The sequence below is a fragment of the Flavobacterium faecale genome, from assembly GCF_003076455.1.
Lineage (GTDB): Bacteria > Bacteroidota > Bacteroidia > Flavobacteriales > Flavobacteriaceae > Flavobacterium > Flavobacterium faecale.
This window is the reverse complement of sequence record NZ_CP020918.1, coordinates 540,630-562,563: the sequence shown is the minus strand read 5'-3', so window position 1 is coordinate 562,563 and position 21,934 is coordinate 540,630. Positions and strand designations below refer to the sequence as shown.

Sequence of the window (21,934 nt, the reverse complement as noted above, 5' to 3'; positions counted from 1 at the left end):
ATTTTCCCTAAGCAAAATGGTTAAAGATCTAAACTATATTTTTTTTCGAATTGTCGTTTTTATAACGGTAGTATCTTTTTGTTCAAGTCCTGTTTTTGCACAACCTTCATTGCCACAAAGAAATATCAGTATTACGGCTACCCAAGGTTTGCATTTTGGAACCTTCGCTTTGACAGGTGCAACAGGAGGAACTGTTACAGTAGGATTTGATGGGAACCGTACTGCAAGTCCCGGGATATATTTATCTAGTTTATCGCCAACAGCTCGTCCGGCTCTTTTTGATATTAAACTTTGTCAAGGTCGAAACGTAACGGTGTCGTATGTGCCAACTACAACGCTTACTGGTAGTAATGGTGGTTCATTTACATTGAACATAGGTCCTACAGAAAAAGGTACCAATGGTGCTGTTTTTGCAGTAGATAACAATTGCACTTTTGTAACAGTGTTGCGAGTAGGAGGTACGCTCTCTATTCCTGCAGCTTCGCCTGCGGGTGTTTATACAGGCTATTTTGAAATAACTTTTGATCAGCAATAATGAACAAAGGTAATCTTCATACATCTGAGTTCACGAGCTTGTATCGTATCATTGAACCTATACTTGTATGGATGCTTTTGGTTATGTTTCTGTTTTCTTTTCATTGTGCTCAAGGGCAAGTAAAAGGCTTGAATATTGAAAATAGAAGTAGTAGTTTTGGTACCTATGATGAACTTCGTGTGTCAGTTTATCTAGAAAATCACATGAGTTTTGAAACGGATGTTCTTATCGGAGACAATGATAAATTGCTTTATAATGTTGAGGATCTATTTAAGAATTTAGAAATACATACTGAAAAAAGTACGAATGGCACCGTTTTGACAGGTTTCTTGGAGAAAGAATCAAAGACTTATGAGATAGATTTTTCTAAAGGAATTATTAGAGTAGGAACTGCTATTTTCAGGATAAAAGATAGTGTAACAGAGGAGTTTGGTGTTCGGTATATGGATGCTAATTTGATAGAACAAGCCTTTGGAATAAAAATAATTTTTGATCAACGTTCTTTGTCGGCGAATTTGGCAGCTAATTTTGAACTTCCGTTTTTAAAACAAATGCGTATTGAGAATACTCGAAAAAGTATTTTAAGACTGCAAGGTGATCAGCAAGCAGTTGTAGATACTGTAATTGGTAGAAATTATCATTTATTAAAAGGTGCTACCTTGGATTGGGGAGTTAATTCTAATCAAATAATAAATGGTTTTTCGAATAATAATATTCTTCTTGGTGTAGGAGGAGAACTTTTGTACGGTGAGACAAATGTTTCAGTGAATTTAAATGATGGGTATCCGTTTGACAATAGACAATTGCAGTACAGTTGGAGATGGATTGACAATGATAAACGATTTATTAAACAAGCTCACGTGGGTAAAATTGTAAATCAAAATATTGCTTTTTTATCTGCTCCAGTAATTGGAGCCGCAATTACAAATTCACCAAACACAGTTCGTAAAGCAAGAGGTACCTACACTATCACAGATTATACAGATCCTGATTGGACGGTAGAGTTGTATATTAATAATGTGTTGGTAGATTATACCACTGCTGATGCTTCTGGACTGTATCTTTTTAAAGTCCCTATTGTGTATGGTTATACCACTATGAAATTGAAGTTTTATGGAACACAAGGAGAAGAACGATTTGAAGAACGAATCATCAATACTCCTTATACGTTTCTGCCTGCAGGCATTTTTGAATACAATCTAACGGGTGGATTTTTGCAAGATGCAGGTCAAAGCACCTATGGAAAAGGGGAGTTTAATTATGGTGTTAATCGTTTTTTAACTATTGGTGGTGGTACAGAATACCTGTCAAGCATTCCGGATCATCCTTATATTCCGTTTATTAAAACAACTTTTCAGCCATTTAGTAAAATGATTTTGACTATGCAGATGGCTCAAAATGTTGGTTTTAAAGGTATTTTAAATTATTATTTTACAAAAAGTGCTTTTTTAGAATTGGATTATTCGAAATACGAAGCCAATCAACAGGCAACCCGTTTTAATGCAATTGAAGAACGAAGAGTGCGCTTGTCAGTGCCTTTCAAAAAAGATAATTTTTCGGGATTCGCAAAATTAAATCTAAATCAATTGATTTATAAAGCATTCGAATACAATCAAATAGATATGGCTTGTTCTGCTTTTTATGGCAAGTGGAATATGAGTACTAGTACGATTTTGAACTGGATTGATAATCGATCTCCGTTCATAACAAGTATGTTAGCCTTGGCTTACCGCATTCACAGTGGTGGTGTTTTTCGTCAAACAGCAGAGTACAATAAAAATTTAAATGGTATTTCGAGATATCGATCAGAGTTTGAAAAACGATTTGCAAATACTTATTTTTCTATTTCGTATGAAAAGAATGTTATTGCACAAACGGACAATGTTTTTATGAGTTTAAAGTATGATTTACCGTATGCACGTACTGGAATGTCTGCTTTTTACAGCAATAAAACGGTTGGTTTTTCTCAAAATGCACAAGGGAGTGTGGCTCTTGGAGCAGGAAACAAAGAGATTCATTATTCGAATGGATCTTCACTGGGGAAAGGTGGGATATTATTTTATCCTTTTTTGGATTTGAATCAAAATGGGAAACGTGACAAAGGGGAGAAAATGATTCTTTTGAATACGGTAAAAGTTTCTGGAAGCACGGCTTATGTCAGTAAAAAAGATTCAATTGTGCGAGTATCGGACTTGAATGCTTTTGTAGATTATCACGTTCAGTTCGTAAATACCGATTTAGATAACATATCATGGCGCTTTAAACATAATAATTACCAAATTCAAATTGATCCAAATCAATATAAAAAAGTGGATGTGCCCATCGAATGCGTTGGCGAGATCACAGGAATGGTTTATTTTCATAAAAAAGATGAGAAGAAGGGTCTAGGTCGAGTTAGTATCCATATTTATGATGAAAAAGGTAAAAAAGTAGCAGAAACATTGAGTGAGTCTGATGGATATTATAGTTATTTGGGATTAAAACCGGGTAAGTATTTGGTACGTCCTGATGATGAACAGTTGCAAAAATTAAAATTCCAGAGTTCACCAGTAAAATACGAAATTGGCTTTAAGGTCACTGAGGAAGGTGAAATTGTGGAAGGATTAGATTTTAATATTCGATCAATAGAACCCTTTGCGGTTTTGGACGAATAAGTGATGTTATGTAAGCGCAATTGATTTTTAAAAATAAATAAACGGTATCGAGTAGCTATTCTAGATCAAATTTCACCGATTGTGCCATTGGTTTGCGAAAGGTTTTTCGAATTGTAAAAACTATAGAAATGTTGAAAACGAAATTATTTTATTTCTGGGCCTTATTTTTGGTGCCTTATTTGTTGCTGGCGCAAATTGCTCCAACACAAAATATAGTGTGCCAAAATGAAGTAGTAACCTATAGCTATGCTACTAACTACGATACGTATAAATGGACGGTTATAGGAGGAACTCCTTCTAGTAGCACGGCATCAACGATCAATGTAACATGGGGATATGGAAATAGAGGAACCATCACCTTTGAAGGATTTATAAGTGGTGTTTCTCAAGGAGTTGTTTCGAAAAGGATTTATATAGACCAAAAAGCGGCTTTTACACCTACGGCAAACCCAACTATTGTTTCGGGCCAAACTACCAATATCGGACTTACTTTTGCCAATAAATCAATTAAATTAAACGGAACGTCGGACTATGTAGCAATCTCCAATTCTAATTTGATTAATTTAGGAACTACAGATTACCGTACCGTTATGTTATGGTTTAAAGCCAATGATGTGACAACTCGTCAAGTGCTGTACAATGAAGGTGGTGGTACAAACGGTTTTTCAATGTATATTGAAGGAGGTAAAGTATATTGTTTGCCGTGGGAAGGGGGTACCGCTTGGAATGCTCCCAATGCAAATATAGTTACCGGACAGTGGTATCATGTTGCTTTTGTATTCGATCAAAATGCAACAGATGGTTTTCATTTTAAGGGTTATTTGAATGGGACACTTATTGGCGCATTCAATGAAGGAACAAAAGCCAGTAACGGTTTAAATGGACATTCTGGACAAGTGGCCATAGGATCAAATTCTAGTATTCGATTTGCTAATAATTCTACCAGCGCTAATAATTATTTTAACGGGAGAATAGATGGTTTCAAACTTTGGAATCGTTCGCTGTTACAATCAGAGGTGATTATTGAAAAAGATCACGTACTCAACGCTCCCGTAGTAGATTCAGATTTGGATGTCTATATCAACTTTGATAATTCAGTTTTGGATTTGGCTAGTACAGCTAGTGCTGAAGATGGTGCGCTATCTGGCAGTCCAACCTATGATGATGATGTCCCTTTGAATCCAACAATTGTATGGAGTCCGGGAGGAGCAAATACCGCAGTCATTGCTGTTAACCCAACTACAAATACAAGTTATACCTATACGCTTACCGAAAAATTGTCTAATGTGTGTTCCCAAACGGGTAGTATTGATGTTTTTGTAACGATTCCAAACGACAAAGATGGTGATGGAGTAGGGGATATTTTTGATCTAGATGCTGACAACGACGGAATATTAAATGCCATTGAAAATAATTGTTTGCCAAAAGCAGGTTATGATGGCTACTGGTCTCTTGATAATACTACTAATGATTTGTCCGGGAATAGTTATAACGCACAATCTGGAAGCAGTGTTTCCTTTTCTACCGATAGTAAAAAGGGTACACATTCGGCTTCGTTCAATGGGACTTCAAATTATCTGCAATACAGTAACGGTACTTTTTTAAATCAGGCCATAACTAATTTTTCCTATTCTATTTGGATCAAACCAAGCTCCCTTACCGGAATTCAAACTATTTTTGAAGAAGGAGGAACAACTAATGGAATTGCTGTTCGCTTAAACGGTGCGACATTAGAAGCGGCAGTTCGAGAATCAAATGTTCAATTGAATACGGCTACTTTAACCTATCCAGGTGATGGTTTGTGGCATCATATAGCGCTTACCTACAGCAACGGAAATGTGATTTTATATCTCGATGGCGTAGCGTCTACAACCTTGGCAACCGGTTTTGGAGAATTGGCTGGACATTCTGACGTACAGCATATAGGTTATTCCAATGGAGGTGCTTTTGGTGCTTCTTCAGTGAATTATTATGGAGGATTAATTGATGATATCGTGCATTATCCTTCAGTTTTATCTGCTAGTGATATCAGTAAAATTGTTTTAGGATGTGATAACGATAATGACGGAATTCCAAACTACTTGGATACCGATAGCGATAATGATGGTAGTTTTGACGCTAATGAAGCCTACGGAGCTGTGGTCGATACCAATAACGACGGAACCTACGGTGGAATAACTGGTTCGCCGCAAGTAGATGCATTGGGTAGAGTTTTAAGTGCCAATTATGCAACCCCATTAACGACTGCTGGGGGTAATAGTACCTACCTACAAGGAGTTAGTGTCAATGTGACGACTGCTCCTGTAAACAAAACAGTTTGCGAAGCACAAACTGCAACTTTCTCTGCTACGGCAACAACTGCTATAATAGCAACTACTCCAACTACAACAGCAAGTACCACTGTAAGTTATCAATGGCAAGTAAGCACGAACAATGGTAGTACTTATACCAATATTTCTGGTCAATCAGGTACGGTGGCAAGTGGAACATCAGTCACGTTAACGCTTACAGCTGTAACCGCTACTATGACGGGTAACCGCTATCGAATAAAATTTACTAATGAGGCCAATGTTACCGGAGCAACAGCAACGGCTACGCTTACGGTAAATCCTATTCCTACGATTACACAAGTAACGAGTGCTTCAAGTTGTGGGGTTGGTAGTGTAGTTTTGAAAGCAACTGCTTCGGCAGGAACCATTAATTGGTATGCAGCAGCAACAGGAGGAACATCTTTAGCAACAGGTACGAGTTTTACAACTTCTGTATTGTCAACTACAACATCTTACTGGGTTGATGCTACGAATACAAGTTGTACGACAGCTACAAGGACCCAAGTAACCGCTACCGTTAGTACTGGTAATGTTGAAGTTGCGGCAAGTGCAGGAACTATTTTCGGATGTTATTCGACAGTAAAAGAAGCTTTCGATAAAATTAATGATGGAACACATCAAGGTGATATCACCATTAAGTTAAGAGGAAACACGACAGAAATCGCTACGGCTACGCTGAATAATACTGGAAATGGAGCCTCTTTGTATTCTTCATTGCTAGTATATCCTACGGCACCAAATTTAAAAATAGAAGGAAATGTTTCCGGTCAGTTAATTAATTTGAACGGAGCTGATAATGTAATTTTTGATGGTCGTGTTAACCAACTTGGTGGAACAAGCTTAACCTTATCCAACACGAATACAGCTGGAAGTGTTATTCAATTTATTACTGATGCAACAGCAAATACAGTGAGGTATTGCACTATTCAAGGTACAACTGCATCTGCTGCAAGTGGATTGATCGTTTTTGGATTAGGAGATGTTGTAGGAAATGATAATAATACTATTGAGTTTTGTGATATTCGAGATGGAGCAACAACTCCAACCAATGCCATATATTCATCTGGGTCTTCTGTAAGTGCGGATAATAGTTCAAACACTGTAAGTAATAGTACAATCTATAATTATTTTAGTGCTACTGCTTCTTCAAACGGAATTTACTTGGCAGCAAACAGTTCAGCTTGGACCATTTCGAACAATAAATTTTATCAAACGGCCGCTCGTACTACTATAACTGCAGGATTAACTCATCGCGCTATTTATATTGTTACTGCTTCGGGGGTAAATTATACTGTAAATAATAATGTTATTGGGTACAGTAGCGCAACTGCTACAGGTACGACCACGTATACAGGTCAAACAACCTTATTTAGAGGTATCGAGATGTCAGTGGGAACTACCACAGCATCTAACGTGCAAGGAAATACGATTAGTAATATTAATTTTTCTACAGCAATAGGTACAGCTACCAATGCTGGTATTTTTTCAGGTATAGCTGTATTGGCAGGTAATGTGAATATTGGTACTGCGGCTGGAAATACCATCGGAGCCACGACCGGTATTGATGCTATTCAGGTTTCATCTACAGCCTCTACAGGATTAATAAACGGAATTTATGTTTCGTCTGTAGGGACTGTTGGTATCAGTAATAACACTATTGGCGCTATCAGTACAAACGGAGGTACCGCAATTGGGTATACGTTTTACGGAATCTATACAGCAGGTATCGGTGGGAACTTTGCTATTACAGATAATACAATTGGAAGTAAAACCACAGCAAATTCTATAACTGTTGGTGATGCATCAACATTGGCGGTAGTTTGCACTTTTAGAGGAATATTTAATAGTGGGTCAGGTTTGATTTCGATAACTAATAATACGATTCAAAACACTACTGTTTATGGAACGAGTACTTCAGGGTACTATGGAATTATTAATACTGCGGGATCAAGTACGGTAGATATTAATACGAACTCTATTATTTCGGGAACCAACACGGGTACAAATTCAAATACTACTATTACATATTATCCCATTTATAATTCGGCTGTAGTTTCTACTTTAAATATTAATAACAATATCATAAGGAATCAGTTAAGAACTGCTACTGGAGGTTATTTTACAGCAATAGGGAATGTTGCAGCTGTTCTAACGAACATTAATATAAATGGGAATCAACTAGGGAATACTAGTGGTGGTTTAATGACCTATTCTGCTGCTAATACAGTTGCATTATTCGGGATTAATAACTCGGGTGGTGCAGCTAGTTGTGAGCTTTCGATTCAAAATAATGATATAAGAGGTATTGATTACACCGGTGGGTCAGGATCAAATACGCATACGTATATTAGCAACGGTGCAACAACACTAAAACAAAACATTAGCAATAACACTTTTACTAATTTGAATGTAAATACCACTGGAACAATTACATTCCTTTCCAATAGTGTAGTCATGCCAGCAAATGGAGTTCAGAATATTGATAACAATAGTATTGTAACGGGTTTTGTTAGAAATGCAGCTGCTACTTCTGGAGCATTAACGTTGTTTACAAGTGGTGCTACAACCAACAATACAGGAGTAGTTGTTACTAATAATAATAATAATTTTTCTAATATTACTGTAAGTGGTGCATCTACTATACTGGGCTGGGTAAATAACGATGCAGGTACGGGAAATGTAGACAAAACTATTTATAACAATAAATTTGAAAATTGGACAGCTGGTTCTGGAGGAGTTACAGCCCTAAACGTAAATATTGTTAGTGAAATGAATAAAGTATATGCTAATTCAATCCAAAACATAAGCAGCAGTCAGATAATATATGGAATTACTTCTGCAGGAAACGACAAAATTTATTTAAATACGATTAACAACCTGAACTCAACGAGTGGCGGCGCAACGTCAATAGTTTCGGGTATAAATGTTACAGCTGGAACTGCAAAAAGTATTTATCAAAATACCATATCAAATCTTATTGGAAACACACTCACAACTGGTTCTGTTCGTGGTATTTTAGTCTCTGGGGGAACAACAGTAAACCTTTATGAAAATAAAATATTTAGTTTGTCTGCGAATGCCAATACTACTGGTACAATTTCAGGAATTTGGGTAACTGGTGGATCGGCCGTCAATATAGATCGAAATAAAATCTATGACATTTCATCATCAAGCGCTGCAGTTACAAGTGGAATAGTATACGGTATTCAGGTTTCGGGTACTACTGCCTCTTTAATGACCAATGTTACTAACAATATTGTTGGTGATTTAAAAGTAAGTGCAGCTAGTGGAACCGACTTAATTCGTGGTTTGGGTTTTATCACTACTGGCGCATCTTCGATGACCAATGCGTACTACAATACAGTTTATTTAAACGCGGCGGCTTCCAGTGGTACCAACTTTGGATCCACGGGTATTTATCATACAGCAAATGCAACGGCTACAACGGCTGCATTAAATCTTCGAAATAATATTATTATCAATGTTTCTACACCCAAAGGAAGTGGAACAACGGTTGCCTTTAGACGCAGTGCAGGAACCTCTAGTACCTTAAATAATTATGCTACCACCTCCAAAAACAATTTGTTTTATGCGGGAACTCCCGGAACAACCAATTTAATTTATAGTGACGGTACGAGTACAGCTCAAACTTTTGCGCAATATAAAAGCGGAATTTTTACGGCAGGAACTATTGCGCCAAGGGATCAAGTATCGGTTAGTGAAAATTTAAATTTTATTAGTACAGTGGGTTCTAACGCCAATTTCTTGAAAGTAAATACAACTATCCCGACACAAATTGAAAGTGGAGCAGTAAATATCGCTGATTATGAAGTTGATTATTTAGGAGTTGTTCGTCAAGGAAATCCAGGATATGCAGGAGCGAGTACCTCAGCACCAGATATGGGTGCTTATGAAAATAATTATGTAGCTATTGATGCTTCTCCTCCTTCGATTACCTATACTGCTTTGACTAACAATAGTTGTTTGAGCAACAAAACAATCTCAGCGACAATCACTGATGCTACAGGAGTCAATGTTACTGCTGGTACACGACCTAGAATTTATTTTAAAAAGTTGACAAATAGCAACGTTTTACCTACTACAAATACGAGTACTACGGATGGCTGGAAATACATTGAAACAACGAGTACTTCAAGTCCGTTTAGCTTTTCGATTAATTACAATTTAATTTTTGGTGGCGTTACCACTGGAGATGTGATTCAGTATTTTGTTACAGCTCAAGATATTGTTACGCCATCGCCTTACGTAGGTATCAATACGGGTGTCTACGCTGCTACACCTGCAAGTGTTGCTTTGACTTCGGCGGCTTTCCCTATTGGTGGTACCATCAATAGTTTTACAATTTTGGCTGGACTTAATGGAACAGTAACGGTAGGTAGCGGCGGAACTTATCCAACGCTAACAGGTACGGGAGGTTTGTTTGCTGAGCTAAATACTAAGGGACTTGCGGGAAATTTGACCGCCAATATTGTAAGTGATATTACAGAGCCAGGAACGATTTCATTAAATCAACTGAATTATGGCTGTACCGATTTTAATACACTGACCATCTCACCAAGTGGAGGCGCTGCTAGAACAATCTCTGGAACGGTTGCTGGTGGAGCCTTGCTAAATTTTAATGGTGCTGATTATGTTGTTATTGATGGTTTAAATACTGGCGGAAACTCTTTGATTATTTCAAACGCTAGTACGGCTAGTACTGCGGGGACAAGTACTATTCGTTTTATAAATGATGCGACCAATAATACAGTTCGAAATTGTACGATCGAAGGAGCGTCAACGTTAACGTCTTCTGGAACCGTTTTTTTCTCCACAGCTGCGTCGGTGGGTAATGTTAGTAATGCGATTACAGGGAATATTATCAAAGCGGTTGGAACCAATTTGCCTACTAATGCTATTTATTCTTCGGGTAGTTCGGTATTGATTGACAATAGCGACATTACCATTAGCAATAATACTATTCAGGATTATTTCAACGCAGCATCCGCTTCAAACGGAATTTATCTAGCAGCATTTAGTTCAGCTTGGACCATTTCGGGAAACAAACTTTTTCAAACGGCTACTCGAACTGCAACAACTGGAAGTATTCATAGAGGAATTAATATCATAACTGCTTTTGGAGTAGATTATTCGATAGTAAATAATACGATAGGATATACTACTGCGACAGCTACCGGAACTACAACCTACGCCGGTGCAGTAGGTAATCGTTTTTTTGGTATCGAAATGAATGTTGGAACGCTATCTACTTCTAGTGTTCAAGGAAATAAGATTGCAGGAATTAATTTATCGTATACTACTTCTCCAGCTATTACAGCAGCTCCTGGAATTTTTAGCGGAATATCAATATTAGGAGGAAAGCTAGATATTGGTACTACAACCGGAAATACAATTGGTGCGACTACAGGAAATGGTTCCATCACATTGACATCAAGTATTACAGCTAACTATCTTTCAGGTATTTATTGTACCTCAACGAGTACGGTGAATATAAAAAATAATACTATTGGTTCTATTAGTACAACTGGAGCTTTAGGGATCGGGTATACGTTCCATGGTATCAACACTGCTGGTGGAGGACAATTTACAGTAGCGGATAATACCATTGGAAGTACGAGTACGGCAAATTCAATCGCAATAGGAACTTTAGGAACAACCACAACAGGAGTTTGTTTATTAAATGGGATTTATAATTTGGCTACAGGAGGTATCACTATTAGCGGTAATACGATTCAAAATGTTAGTTCGTATGGTACAGCAGCCTCTGTTTTATACGGTATTTTAAATAGTGGAGCTTCTGGAGCGGTATCAATTGCTAATAATTCTATAATTGGAGCAACCAATACAGGTACTTCAGTATTGGGAGGTATCTCAAATACGGCTGTCGCTACAACGGTAGCAATTACAGGAAACAAAATCAGAAATTTCACAAAATCGGTAGCTACTGGTGCTATTACAGCTATTGCGAATAGTGGAGCAGTGTTATCGCAAATCACTATTGAAAATAATCAATTAGGAAATACTTCGGGTGGTTTGGTAACTTACGCTGCTACTAATTCAACTCTTTTAACAGGGATAAGTAATAGTGGTGGATCTGCAAACTGTGCGCTGTCCATTCAAAACAATGACCTTACAGGTATAACCTATGCAGTTGCGGGTGTAAATGCCAATACTTATATAGCCAACTCAGCAGCTACGTTGTCTCAAACAATTAGCGGAAATACCTTTACAGCATTAAATGTAAACACTACTGGAACCATTACATTCATTGCAAATAATGTAATAATGCCTGCAAACGGAGTCCAAAATGTAAATAATAACAGTATTGTTACCTCATTTACACGTGCTGCCGCTAGTGGAGCAATGACTTTATTTACTAGCACAGCAGCAACCAATAATAGTAATGTGGTTGTAAATAATAACAATAATAATTTTTCGAATATTACTGTTAATGGAACGGCTTCAATCTCAGGTTGGATAAATACCGATGCGGGTACAGCTTCGGTAACCAAAACTATATCTGGAAATACATTTGAAAACTGGAACGGTGGAACGGGTACAGTTATAGTAATGAACGTTAACATTACCAGTACAGCCAACGCGACCACAAATAATACTATTCGAAATATAAATAGTTTAGGATCTATCTACGGAATTATAACTGGAGTTGGAAATGATAAAATTTATTCTAACACGATCAATTCCTTTGTTTCTAATGGAACTACGTCTGCGATTGTAAATGGTATCGCCATAACTAGTGGAACGGTGAAAAGTATTTATCAAAATATTATTTATGGTCTTCAATCTAATAATATCACCTCTGGAAGTGTTAGTGGAATTGGAGTCACAGGGGGGGCTAATACTGCGATTTACCAAAATAAAATTTATGATATTTCGTCATCATCTACTAGTGTTTCAACGGGAACTGTAAACGGAATACTCGTTTCAGGAACAACAGCAGATCAAGTTGCAACCATTTACAACAACCGTATTGGAGGGATCAATGCAACGGCAGCAAATGCGGTTGATAATGTTCGTGGAATTAGTATGACCAATACGGGTGTACGATCGATAAGCAATATATATTTTAATAGTATGTATCTAAATGCTAGTTCGACGGGAACAAATTTTGGGTCTTCAGGGATTTTTCATGCAGCTAGTACAATTTCAAGCACCGCTGCCTTAAACTTAAGAAACAATATTATTGTAAATCTTTCTACAGCCAATGGTACTGGGTTTAATGTTGCTTTTAGACAAGGTCCAGGAACCTCACTCGCGCTGAATAATTACAATTCCTTGTCAAATAATAATTTATTTTATGCAGGAGTTCCTAGTGCTACTAACTTAATTTATGCTAATGGAACCAATTCGGCTCAAGATATAACAGCCTACAAAGCGGGAATTTTTACAGCTGGAACAATAGCGCCTCGCGACCAACTTTCGGTTTCTGAAAATCCACAGTTTATAAGCACGACAGGATCTAGCGTTGACTTTTTGAAAATTCTGAATAACGATATTACTTTTATCGAAAGTGGAGCAGTAAATATTGCTGGAATTACAACCGATTTTGAAGGGCAAATTAGAGCGGGTAATACGGGTTATGCGGTTCAAACCAATGGGGCGGGTTCTGCACCAGACATAGGTGCCGATGAATTTGATGGGAAATTACCAAATGTTATTGTCTCGAATTCCAATCCTTTAAGTAACGGAAGTTATAGTAAAGTTTCTGGTGCCTTTACTGCAATTAATAGCTATGATCAAACAGGTAAGGATGTAGTAGTAACCCTTATTGGTAGTACTACTGAAGACGTGACCGCTACTCTTAATCAAGGAGCGTGGACTTCGTTAAAGATGTATCCAACAAAAGCTGGGGTGTACGTTTCTGGAGATCTTGCTGGAGCGCCGTTATTGCATCTTAACGGAGCCGATAATGTGACTATCGATGGGCGTGTAAACCAAACTGGTACAACAAAAAGTATGAGTATTACAAACAATAGCACTTCAAATACGGTGGGTACAGCGACTGTTCGATTGAGTAATTCAGCAGAATTGAATACCTTAAAATACTTAAATATTAACGGATCTTCAAACAGTGCTACAAACGGAATAGTTGAATTTGGTACTTCAACCACAGGAAACGGTAATGACTCTACTATTTTAGAATACAATGCAATTACAAATGCTGCGGGAAATAGAGCTATAAATGCAATTTATTCTCTTGGAACTGTAGGCAGGGAGAACAGTTCAAATAGCATACGCAACAATACTATTTTTGATTTTGTGAATAATAATAGTTCTTCAAACGGAATCAATTTAAGTTCGAATTCATCAGATTGGACGATCTCGAACAATAGCTTTTACGAAACAAATAACATGGTGCCCACAACAGGTACAAAAGTATATACAGCAATCTTAATTGATGATGTGAACGGAAATAATTTTGTGATTACAGGAAATTATATTGGTGGTAAAGCAGCCTTGAATGGTGGTGGAGCTTGGACCGTAAATGCAAATACGGCTCATAGTTTTAGAGGTATGTATTTGAATGTTGGTGCTGTTACCGCAAGTTCAATTCAGTCTAATTTGATTCAAAATTTCAATTATACCAGTTCGAGTACAACACCATGGCGCGGGATAGAAGTTAATGCAGGGACTGTAAATATTGGTACGACAACAGGAAATATAATTGGTGCGGCAACAGGAACGGGATCTATTAATTTGACGACAAATACGACTGCAGACTCATACGGAATCTACGTAGGAAGTGCCAATACGGTTTCTATTTCGAAAAATAATATAGGTTCTATTGCACTATACGGGAACAGTACTACTGCAGCACATAGTTTTGCGGGGATTTATAAAAAAGCGGGAGTCGCAGGTACAATTAATATTGTTCAAAACATAATAGGAAGTAACGGAACATCAAATAGTATTGCCTCACTTTCTACAGCTAGTACGGCGACACTAGGACAAAACTTGATTGGGGTGTATTTGCAGTCTACAGGAACGCATACCTTGACAAGTAATACAATTGTGAATTTAACAAATGCCTATTCCGGCACGCAAGCATCGAGAACAGCGGGTGTCTATACCACTGCTGGAACGGCAACTTTGGTGAAAAATAGTATTCATGATCTTTATAGTACAGCATTAGGAACAACTACCGCAACGGTGAATGGGGTCGAAATGACTGGAACCGCGGCTGTAAATACAGTGACAGAAACCGTGATCTATAATTTATCCAATACAAATGCGAGTTTAACAGGTTACATTTCAGGTATTGTGTTTACAGCTAGTACGGGCGCCAATTTGGTAAATCGAAATTTTATTCGAAATCTATCCGTTAATTCTAGTTCAACCAATGCGAGTATTTATGGTATTCGAATGGGTCAAGGAACAGTTACATTCGCAAACAATATTGTTACTCTAGGAGGTAATACAGGGACTACCATTTATGGAATTTTTAGCAGCGGAACAAGCGGTAATAATTCAAGTTTGTATTTTAATACGGTCTATATCAATGGTTCTTTAGGTAGTGGTATTACAAATAAATCGTATGCTTTTTACGAAGCAGCTTCGGGTGCAGTTAGAGACCTTAGAAACAATATTTTTTCTAACTTTAGAACAACATCTGCAGGTACAAATGCCCACTATGCTGCATTTTTAAACTATAGTGGAGCCAGTAATTTGACCTTAGATTACAATATTTATTGGGCATCAGGTACCGGTGGAGTAGTAGGATATTATAGCGGAAGCAATGTGGTTTCCTTACCAATTGTAAGCGGTCAGGATGCAAACAGTATCAATAGTAATCCAGGTTTTTCAAATGCAGGAGGATTAACCGCTGCTGATTATAAAGTAAATACTTCTACTACTGGTATTGCAGGTACGAGCATTATTCTCGATTATGCTCAAACAGCTCGTGGTATTCCACCAAATATTGGCGCGTGGGAGTTCAATACTAATAGTTGGGTAGGTAATATAAGTACAGATTTTAATACGGCTGGCAACTGGTCTGCAGGATCCGTGCCACTAGAAGAAGCTTCTATTGTTTTTGCAGCTTCTCCGGTTAGAGATTGTATCTTAGATCAAGATCGCATCGTTGGAAGTGTAGTAAACGGGCAATCGGCTTACACATTTAAAGTGAATGGTAAAGTATTGACCCTTCGTGGTGATTTGTATCTTACTAATGGCGGACAAATAGATGCTACGGCAGCAGGATCGACAGTGATTTTTGAGAGTGATGAAACGCAAACCATTTCGAGTGGAGCATTTGTTTCGAATACGATTCCTAATCTTACCATTAATAATGAAGTGGGGGTGACTTCAAATAGTGATCTTACCATTACAGGTTTTCTGAATTTACTGAGTGCCAATCCATCAGAAACAAAAGGGACGCTTGATACAGGGGCAAAAATTGTCACTATGGGTGCTGATGCTGTGACTATAGGTGATGGTGATTTGACAGGTATTGTGCAAAGAAATAGCCTTGTGGCAAATAAAGACTATAGTTTTAACGGTAAAAATATGGTTGTTTTCTTTGAAAACACAGGAACATTACCCACGTCTGTAAGTCTTAAATTATCCATTGGTGCCAATCCATCATGGAAAACAAGTGGCGTAAAAAGAATCTTTTCACTTATTCAAACAGGAGCTGTTGGTACAAATCCAACTGCCGCAACCATCAAAGCAAGCTATTTGGATTCGGAGATTAATAACAATGACGAAAGTAAATTAGTGTATTTCTCTTATAGAAATCCGCCAGGGACTTTATTTGAGCATGGTAGAGCTAGTATCAATACAACTGAAAATTGGGTTAAGCTGTCGAATATCAATATGGCATTCTTTCCATCTACTTTTGGTAGCCTAGAGCTAGGATTTAGTGCAAATGAAATTGAAACACTTACTTGGAATGGATCGTTTAGTACTTCTTGGACCACGGTGAATAACTGGACACCAAATGGCGCTCCGTCAGATTTTGTGAACATTATTATTCCCGATGCAGCTACAACAATAAATGATCCTATTGTACCTATTGCAACGACAATTAGAGCAATAAAACTACAAAACAATAGTATTTTGAATGCTGTTGCAAATGCGCAAATGACGTTAATAGACGGCGCAAATGTTTGGGTAAACGAAGGTGGAGTCTTCAATCCAAATACAAGTACTGTTTTGTTTAAAAGTGATACTGCAGATATCTCCGGAGCTACAAGTTTTTACAATGTAACGGTAGATACAGATGCCAATCTATTAATGAAAACCGGAAGTACTATGCGAATAGCAGGTGCAATGAATAATATCGGAGTCTGGCGTCCGGCTTGGGATGGAAATGTTACGACCGTAGAGTACAATGGAGCCAATCAAAATGTGGTGATTCCGTATGCTGCAACAAATCGTTATTCGAACTTGACTTTAAGCGGAAGCGGTACCAAAACATTGCCAGCGACAAACCTATCTATTTTAGGAAATTTAACTCTGGCAGGGACTGCAAGTGTTACTACTCCTAATAGTATGGTTATTGTAGGCGATTTATCGATAGGCGCAAATACTACTTTCGATGCTGGTGCAAATACGCACACGGTTGGTGGAAACTTCACACATAATGGTGTACTAAATACTGCGGCTAGTACCTTTGTGTTGAATGGCTTAACCGCTGCACAGAATATTTCGGGTACAGCAAGCATAACAGAATTTAACAACTTGGTGGTTTTAAATAGTTTTGGGGTCACATCTGCCAAAAATATAACAGTAAATGCTGCTCTAGATTTACAAAGTGATAACCCAACAGCTACTTTAGGTAGTTTGGATATGGGAACTAGTACACTTTCATTAACTGCTAATGCTGTAAATACTGGGACGGGAGATGTAACCGGAATTGTAAAACGCGCACATACCTTTGTAACGGGCCAGACCTATACTTTTGGGAATAGTAAAACTTTGATGATTTTTGGATCAACAGGTACAAAGGCATCACAGGTAAGTGTAAAAACCAAAATTGGTGCAGCTCCAACATGGAAAACTACTGCTGTTAAAAGGGTTTATGACTTAGCACAGATAGGCGCAAGTGATAACTTTGCTATCATACAGTTGAATTATTTAGATTCGGAACTTAATGGTGCTGATGAATCTCAATTAGTGTTTTTTGGTGCCATAGGATTACCAACACCTACTGTAGTGGAGTATGGGTACAATTCCAAAGACGAATCTAATAATAGTATCGACTTAAAAAATGTTAGTATTGGAGCAAGACCTTCCTCTTTTGGTCAAACAGAGATCGCTTTGTCAGCAACAGAAAATCCAAATATTACTTGGAATGGTTCGCAGTCTACAGATTGGAACAATCCTTTTAACTGGAGTCCGAATAGTTACCCTAATAAGTTTACTAGAATGACTATACCTAACGCGACCACAACAACCTTTGATCCAATATTGCCGTCATTGGCAGAATCCCATCAGTTGATTATTCAAAATGCAGGTATTTTGAATGCTGGCCCAGCATCAGAATTGTATTTCTACAATGAAAATGCTGAGGTCGTGTGGCAAAATGCTGGGGGTACTTTTAACGCAGGAACAAGTACGGTTATTTTTACTGATCTTGATTTAAAAATCAGTGGTGCTACTAATTTTAATAATATAGTAATCAGCTCTGGAGCCAGTTTAACGCCTCAGGCAAATAGCACTATGGGTATCGTAGGAACATTATCAAATAATGGTATTCTAGATGCAACGACATTCTTAAATACGATTAATTACAATGGCGCTACTCAAAATGTAGTATATCCAAATGGTACTATTCCCGGCTATTATAATTTGAGCTTAAGCGGAACAGATGTGAAAACGATGCCAAATCAAGATATGGATATTCTAGGTGATTTAAATATTTCTGGATTAGCGAGTGTTACTGCCAATAATGTCTTGGATATTGCTGGAAATATATCAATAGCTGCTGGATCTCTTTTCAATACAGGAACATTTGATCATGAAATAGGGGGTGATTTTACAAATAATGGATCATTTACTACTGGTAATGGAAACACTATTTTACTTAATGGAGCAGGAACACAAACTATATCAGGTACTGGTTTGACTAATTTTAAGAATTTGGCAATCAACAATGGTGCAGGTGTAAATAGTAGCATTGATTTATCATTAGATGGCAACCTAAATTTAGTAACAGCCAATCCTACAGCGGTTAGAGGAGCTTTGAACATGACAGGAACAGCGACCTTAAATATGCGTGCACTTGCAGTAACTACAGGTATGGGTGACGTATCCGGAATTGTACGTAGAGAGCATGTTTTTAATAACGGACAAGACTATGATTTTGGAAATCCATACACAACAATTAGTTTCCTAAATGTTGCAGGAAACACAAAACCAACTTGGGTAAGTACTAAAATTGTGTTAGGAGCTACTCCTTCGTGGAGATCGAGTGCCATTAATAGGTATTACAGTTTTGCACAATCTGGTGGAAACGATAGAATGATTGTTAAACTTCACTATTTAGACAGTGAATTAAACGCGGCAGAATTAGACGAGTCCCGATTGGTATTTTGGGATGCTTACAATCCGGATACTATTACGCCAAATAGTTTTACTTATAATTACCCTCGAAGCTATAATGATAGAAATGTAACAGATAATTGGGTACAATTAACAGGGCCTGCTATTGATTACTTAGCAACGTCATCCATTCTTGATGTTAAACAATGGGGCTTAAGTTATGCTTATCAAGACGAAGCAAATCATTTGCATACTTGGACTGGTAGCGGTTCTGCAATTTATGATGGAGATTGGAGTCTACCTGGTAACTGGAATGGAGGAGTTCCTGTTGCAAATTGTCCGGTTTTAATTCCTAATCCTGCTGCTTTGCCAGCAGATAACAATGGCGACTTAGCTCCCTATAGAAATCTATTACCTATAAATGCGCCATCGCTTGTAAGTACACTTGAAATTGCTTCTGGAGCAACTCTTGTGGCAAGTGATTACGATATTACCGTAGCCGGAAATGCAAATGCTTGGGTCAATAATGGCGGATTTACAGCAGGAACGGCTACCGTATATTTTTCTGGAGCGACAGCAACAATTTCAGGAACGACTAATTTTAATAATGTAACGATTAACTCAGGCGGAATGCTCACGCCACAAACTGGAGCTATTACGAGAATTGCGGGAGCAATGACAAATAATGGTCCTCTTAATGCAACAGCTTTTCCAAACACAGTAGAGTATAATGGAACGAATCAAATGATTCTTAACTTGGTTGCAGGTACAGGTGGATATCACAATTTAATTTTAAGTAATAGCGGTACCAAAACCATGATGGCAACATCAGGAGGAGCAGCGCTTAAAATAAATGGAGATTTCACTATCACCGGAACAGCAGTCGGAACAGCAGTGAACCCATTAGCAATAAAAGGAAACTTTGTCATTAACCCTACGGCTGCATTCACCACGGGAGCGTTTACGCATCAAGTGGGTGGTAATTTTACTAGTAACGGTACCTTTACAGCATCAACAGGCAGTACATTAGAAATGAATGGAACTGCTTCTCAAACTATTGGTGGAACTGCAACAGCTTTGTCGTTGAAGAATTTAACGATTTCGAATACCGGAGGAACTGTTTCTACAGTGAGAGATTTGACGTGTTCTGGTGATTTCACCAACTCAGGGACACTTGATATGGGTTCTTCTATATTGTCTGTTAGTAATTCTATTGCAAACACAGGTACGTTGCTAACCGGAGTTCCTGCTGCCCAAAGTATGACTCCTTTTCCTGCAGATAAAAACTGGGGAGGAACAGTTGTTTACAATGTTGATGCGGCTCAAAATGCGGTTGCTGGAAATTTCGCCAATCTAACCATCAATAATGGAGTAGGAGTAACAGTGACTAGTGCAGCGCAAATAGGAATTTCAGGAACATTATTGATTAATAGCAGTAAGAAACTAATTGTAGATGCTACTAATACCTTGACCGTTGCAGGTACAATTACCAATAACGGTGGAACAGCAGGCTTGATTTTAGAATCGAATAGCTCTGGAAACGCCTCGTTAATTCACAATTCAAATAATGTACAAGCTACTGTAAAAAGATATATTAGCGGAGTCAAGGAAGCGTGGCATTTTATAGCTTCGCCAGTAACAAATCAAACAATTTCAGGAACTAGTTGGACTCCTTCGGGAACTTACGGTAACGGTACAGGTTACGACTTGTATTTATGGAATGAGCCAACGCCTTGTTGGACGTATTTATTGAATACCACTGTTGCGCCAACTTGGCCGTCCATTCATCCTTCGACTAGTTTTGTAACCGGTAGAGGGTATTTGTATTCGACTCAAGCGGTCAACCCTACAAAAGAGTTTGCAGGTTTACTTAATAACGGAAATGTAACTTACCCATTGACCAACAGTAGCCCTGATTTGACTGTAAAAGGATTTAATTTAATAGGGAATCCTTACCCATCATCAATTGACTGGAAAGCAGTTACTGGTTGGACACGTACAGCTCTAGTTACTGCAGCGGGTGGATACGATATGTATATTTGGAATCCAGCCGCCAATAATTACGGAGTTTTTAACTCCAACGGTACTACAGGAACCAACAGTGTTACGCAGTATATAGCACCTACACAAGGATTTTTTGTACGTGCTAGCACAGCAGGTACAATTACGATGGGTAATGCTGTACGAGTGAATACCGGTGCAAACAACTGGATGAAGGTGAAAGCCGAAAAAGAAAATCGTTTAAAAGTTAAAATTGAAGCAAATGATGGTACTGGCTTTGATGAGGTGCTGGCGGAATTTGGTTATGATGTAAATCAAGCTGGAGCTTTAAAATTATTTAGTCGAAATGCTTCCGCACCTTCATTATATTGGAACGAAAAGGAGGCAGATCTATCAGTACGTTATTTGACAGATGTGATCGAAAATGCTGCTATTCCGTTACAGTTTAAAGCAGGTAAAAATGGTAGTTTTGAAATGAGCTTTGATGAGCATATCGCCAATGCAACCACATTTTTATTAGAAGATAAAAAAACTAAAACAATTCAGGATCTTAATGTGACGCCAACTTACAAATTTACTGCGGGAGTAAATGATGCTACAGATCGATTTGTGTTGCATTTCAATCCTGTAACAGTGGAGCAAGTGAATTTGCCAGCTCTTATTTATTATGATGGTAACCAAATTGTGGTTGATTTGACCAATGTTGACAACAAAACAACGGTTAGTATTTATGACGTTGCTGGACGTAGATTGCTTGAAAAACCAGTAGACGGAAAAATGATTCACCGCTTTGTAATGACAAATAAAAATGAGATTTATATCGTTTTAGCGAGCAGTAATGGCAAATTATTGTCTCAAAAAGTCTTTGTTTATTAATTTCAAAAAAA

General features: G+C 37.9%; 3 protein-coding genes. All 3 read left to right on the top strand.

Annotated features, from left to right (window positions below):
* The first annotated feature begins 16 nt into the window (after positions 1-16).
* The 3 genes from FFWV33_RS02500 to FFWV33_RS02490 all read left to right on the top strand — a co-directional run bounded on the left by FFWV33_RS02500 (position 17) and on the right by FFWV33_RS02490 (position 21,923).
* Entirely contained in the window at positions 17-535 is a 519-nt protein-coding gene (locus FFWV33_RS02500) for a DUF4402 domain-containing protein (RefSeq protein WP_108739440.1), read from the top strand.
* Positions 535-3,189, top strand: coding sequence for an MSCRAMM family protein (locus FFWV33_RS02495; RefSeq protein ID WP_108739439.1), 2,655 nt, complete (start codon positions 535-537; stop codon positions 3,187-3,189). The genes FFWV33_RS02500 and FFWV33_RS02495 overlap by 1 nt, the downstream gene beginning before the upstream one ends.
* A gap of 128 nt (positions 3,190-3,317) precedes the next feature.
* Complete coding sequence (locus FFWV33_RS02490) at positions 3,318-21,923, top strand: Ig-like domain-containing protein (protein WP_108739438.1); 18,606 nt, start codon at positions 3,318-3,320, stop codon at positions 21,921-21,923.
* Positions 21,924-21,934: the final 11 nt, after the last annotated feature.

What these genes read in the sequence shown, in the direction of transcription:
- FFWV33_RS02500 (WP_108739440.1), top strand. Translation starts at nt 17, where the DNA reads ATGGTTAAAGATCTAAACTATATTTTTTTTCGAATTGTCGTTTTTATA.
- FFWV33_RS02495 (WP_108739439.1), top strand. Translation starts at nt 535, where the DNA reads ATGAACAAAGGTAATCTTCATACATCTGAGTTCACGAGCTTGTATCGT.
- FFWV33_RS02490 (WP_108739438.1), top strand. Translation starts at nt 3,318, where the DNA reads ATGTTGAAAACGAAATTATTTTATTTCTGGGCCTTATTTTTGGTGCCT.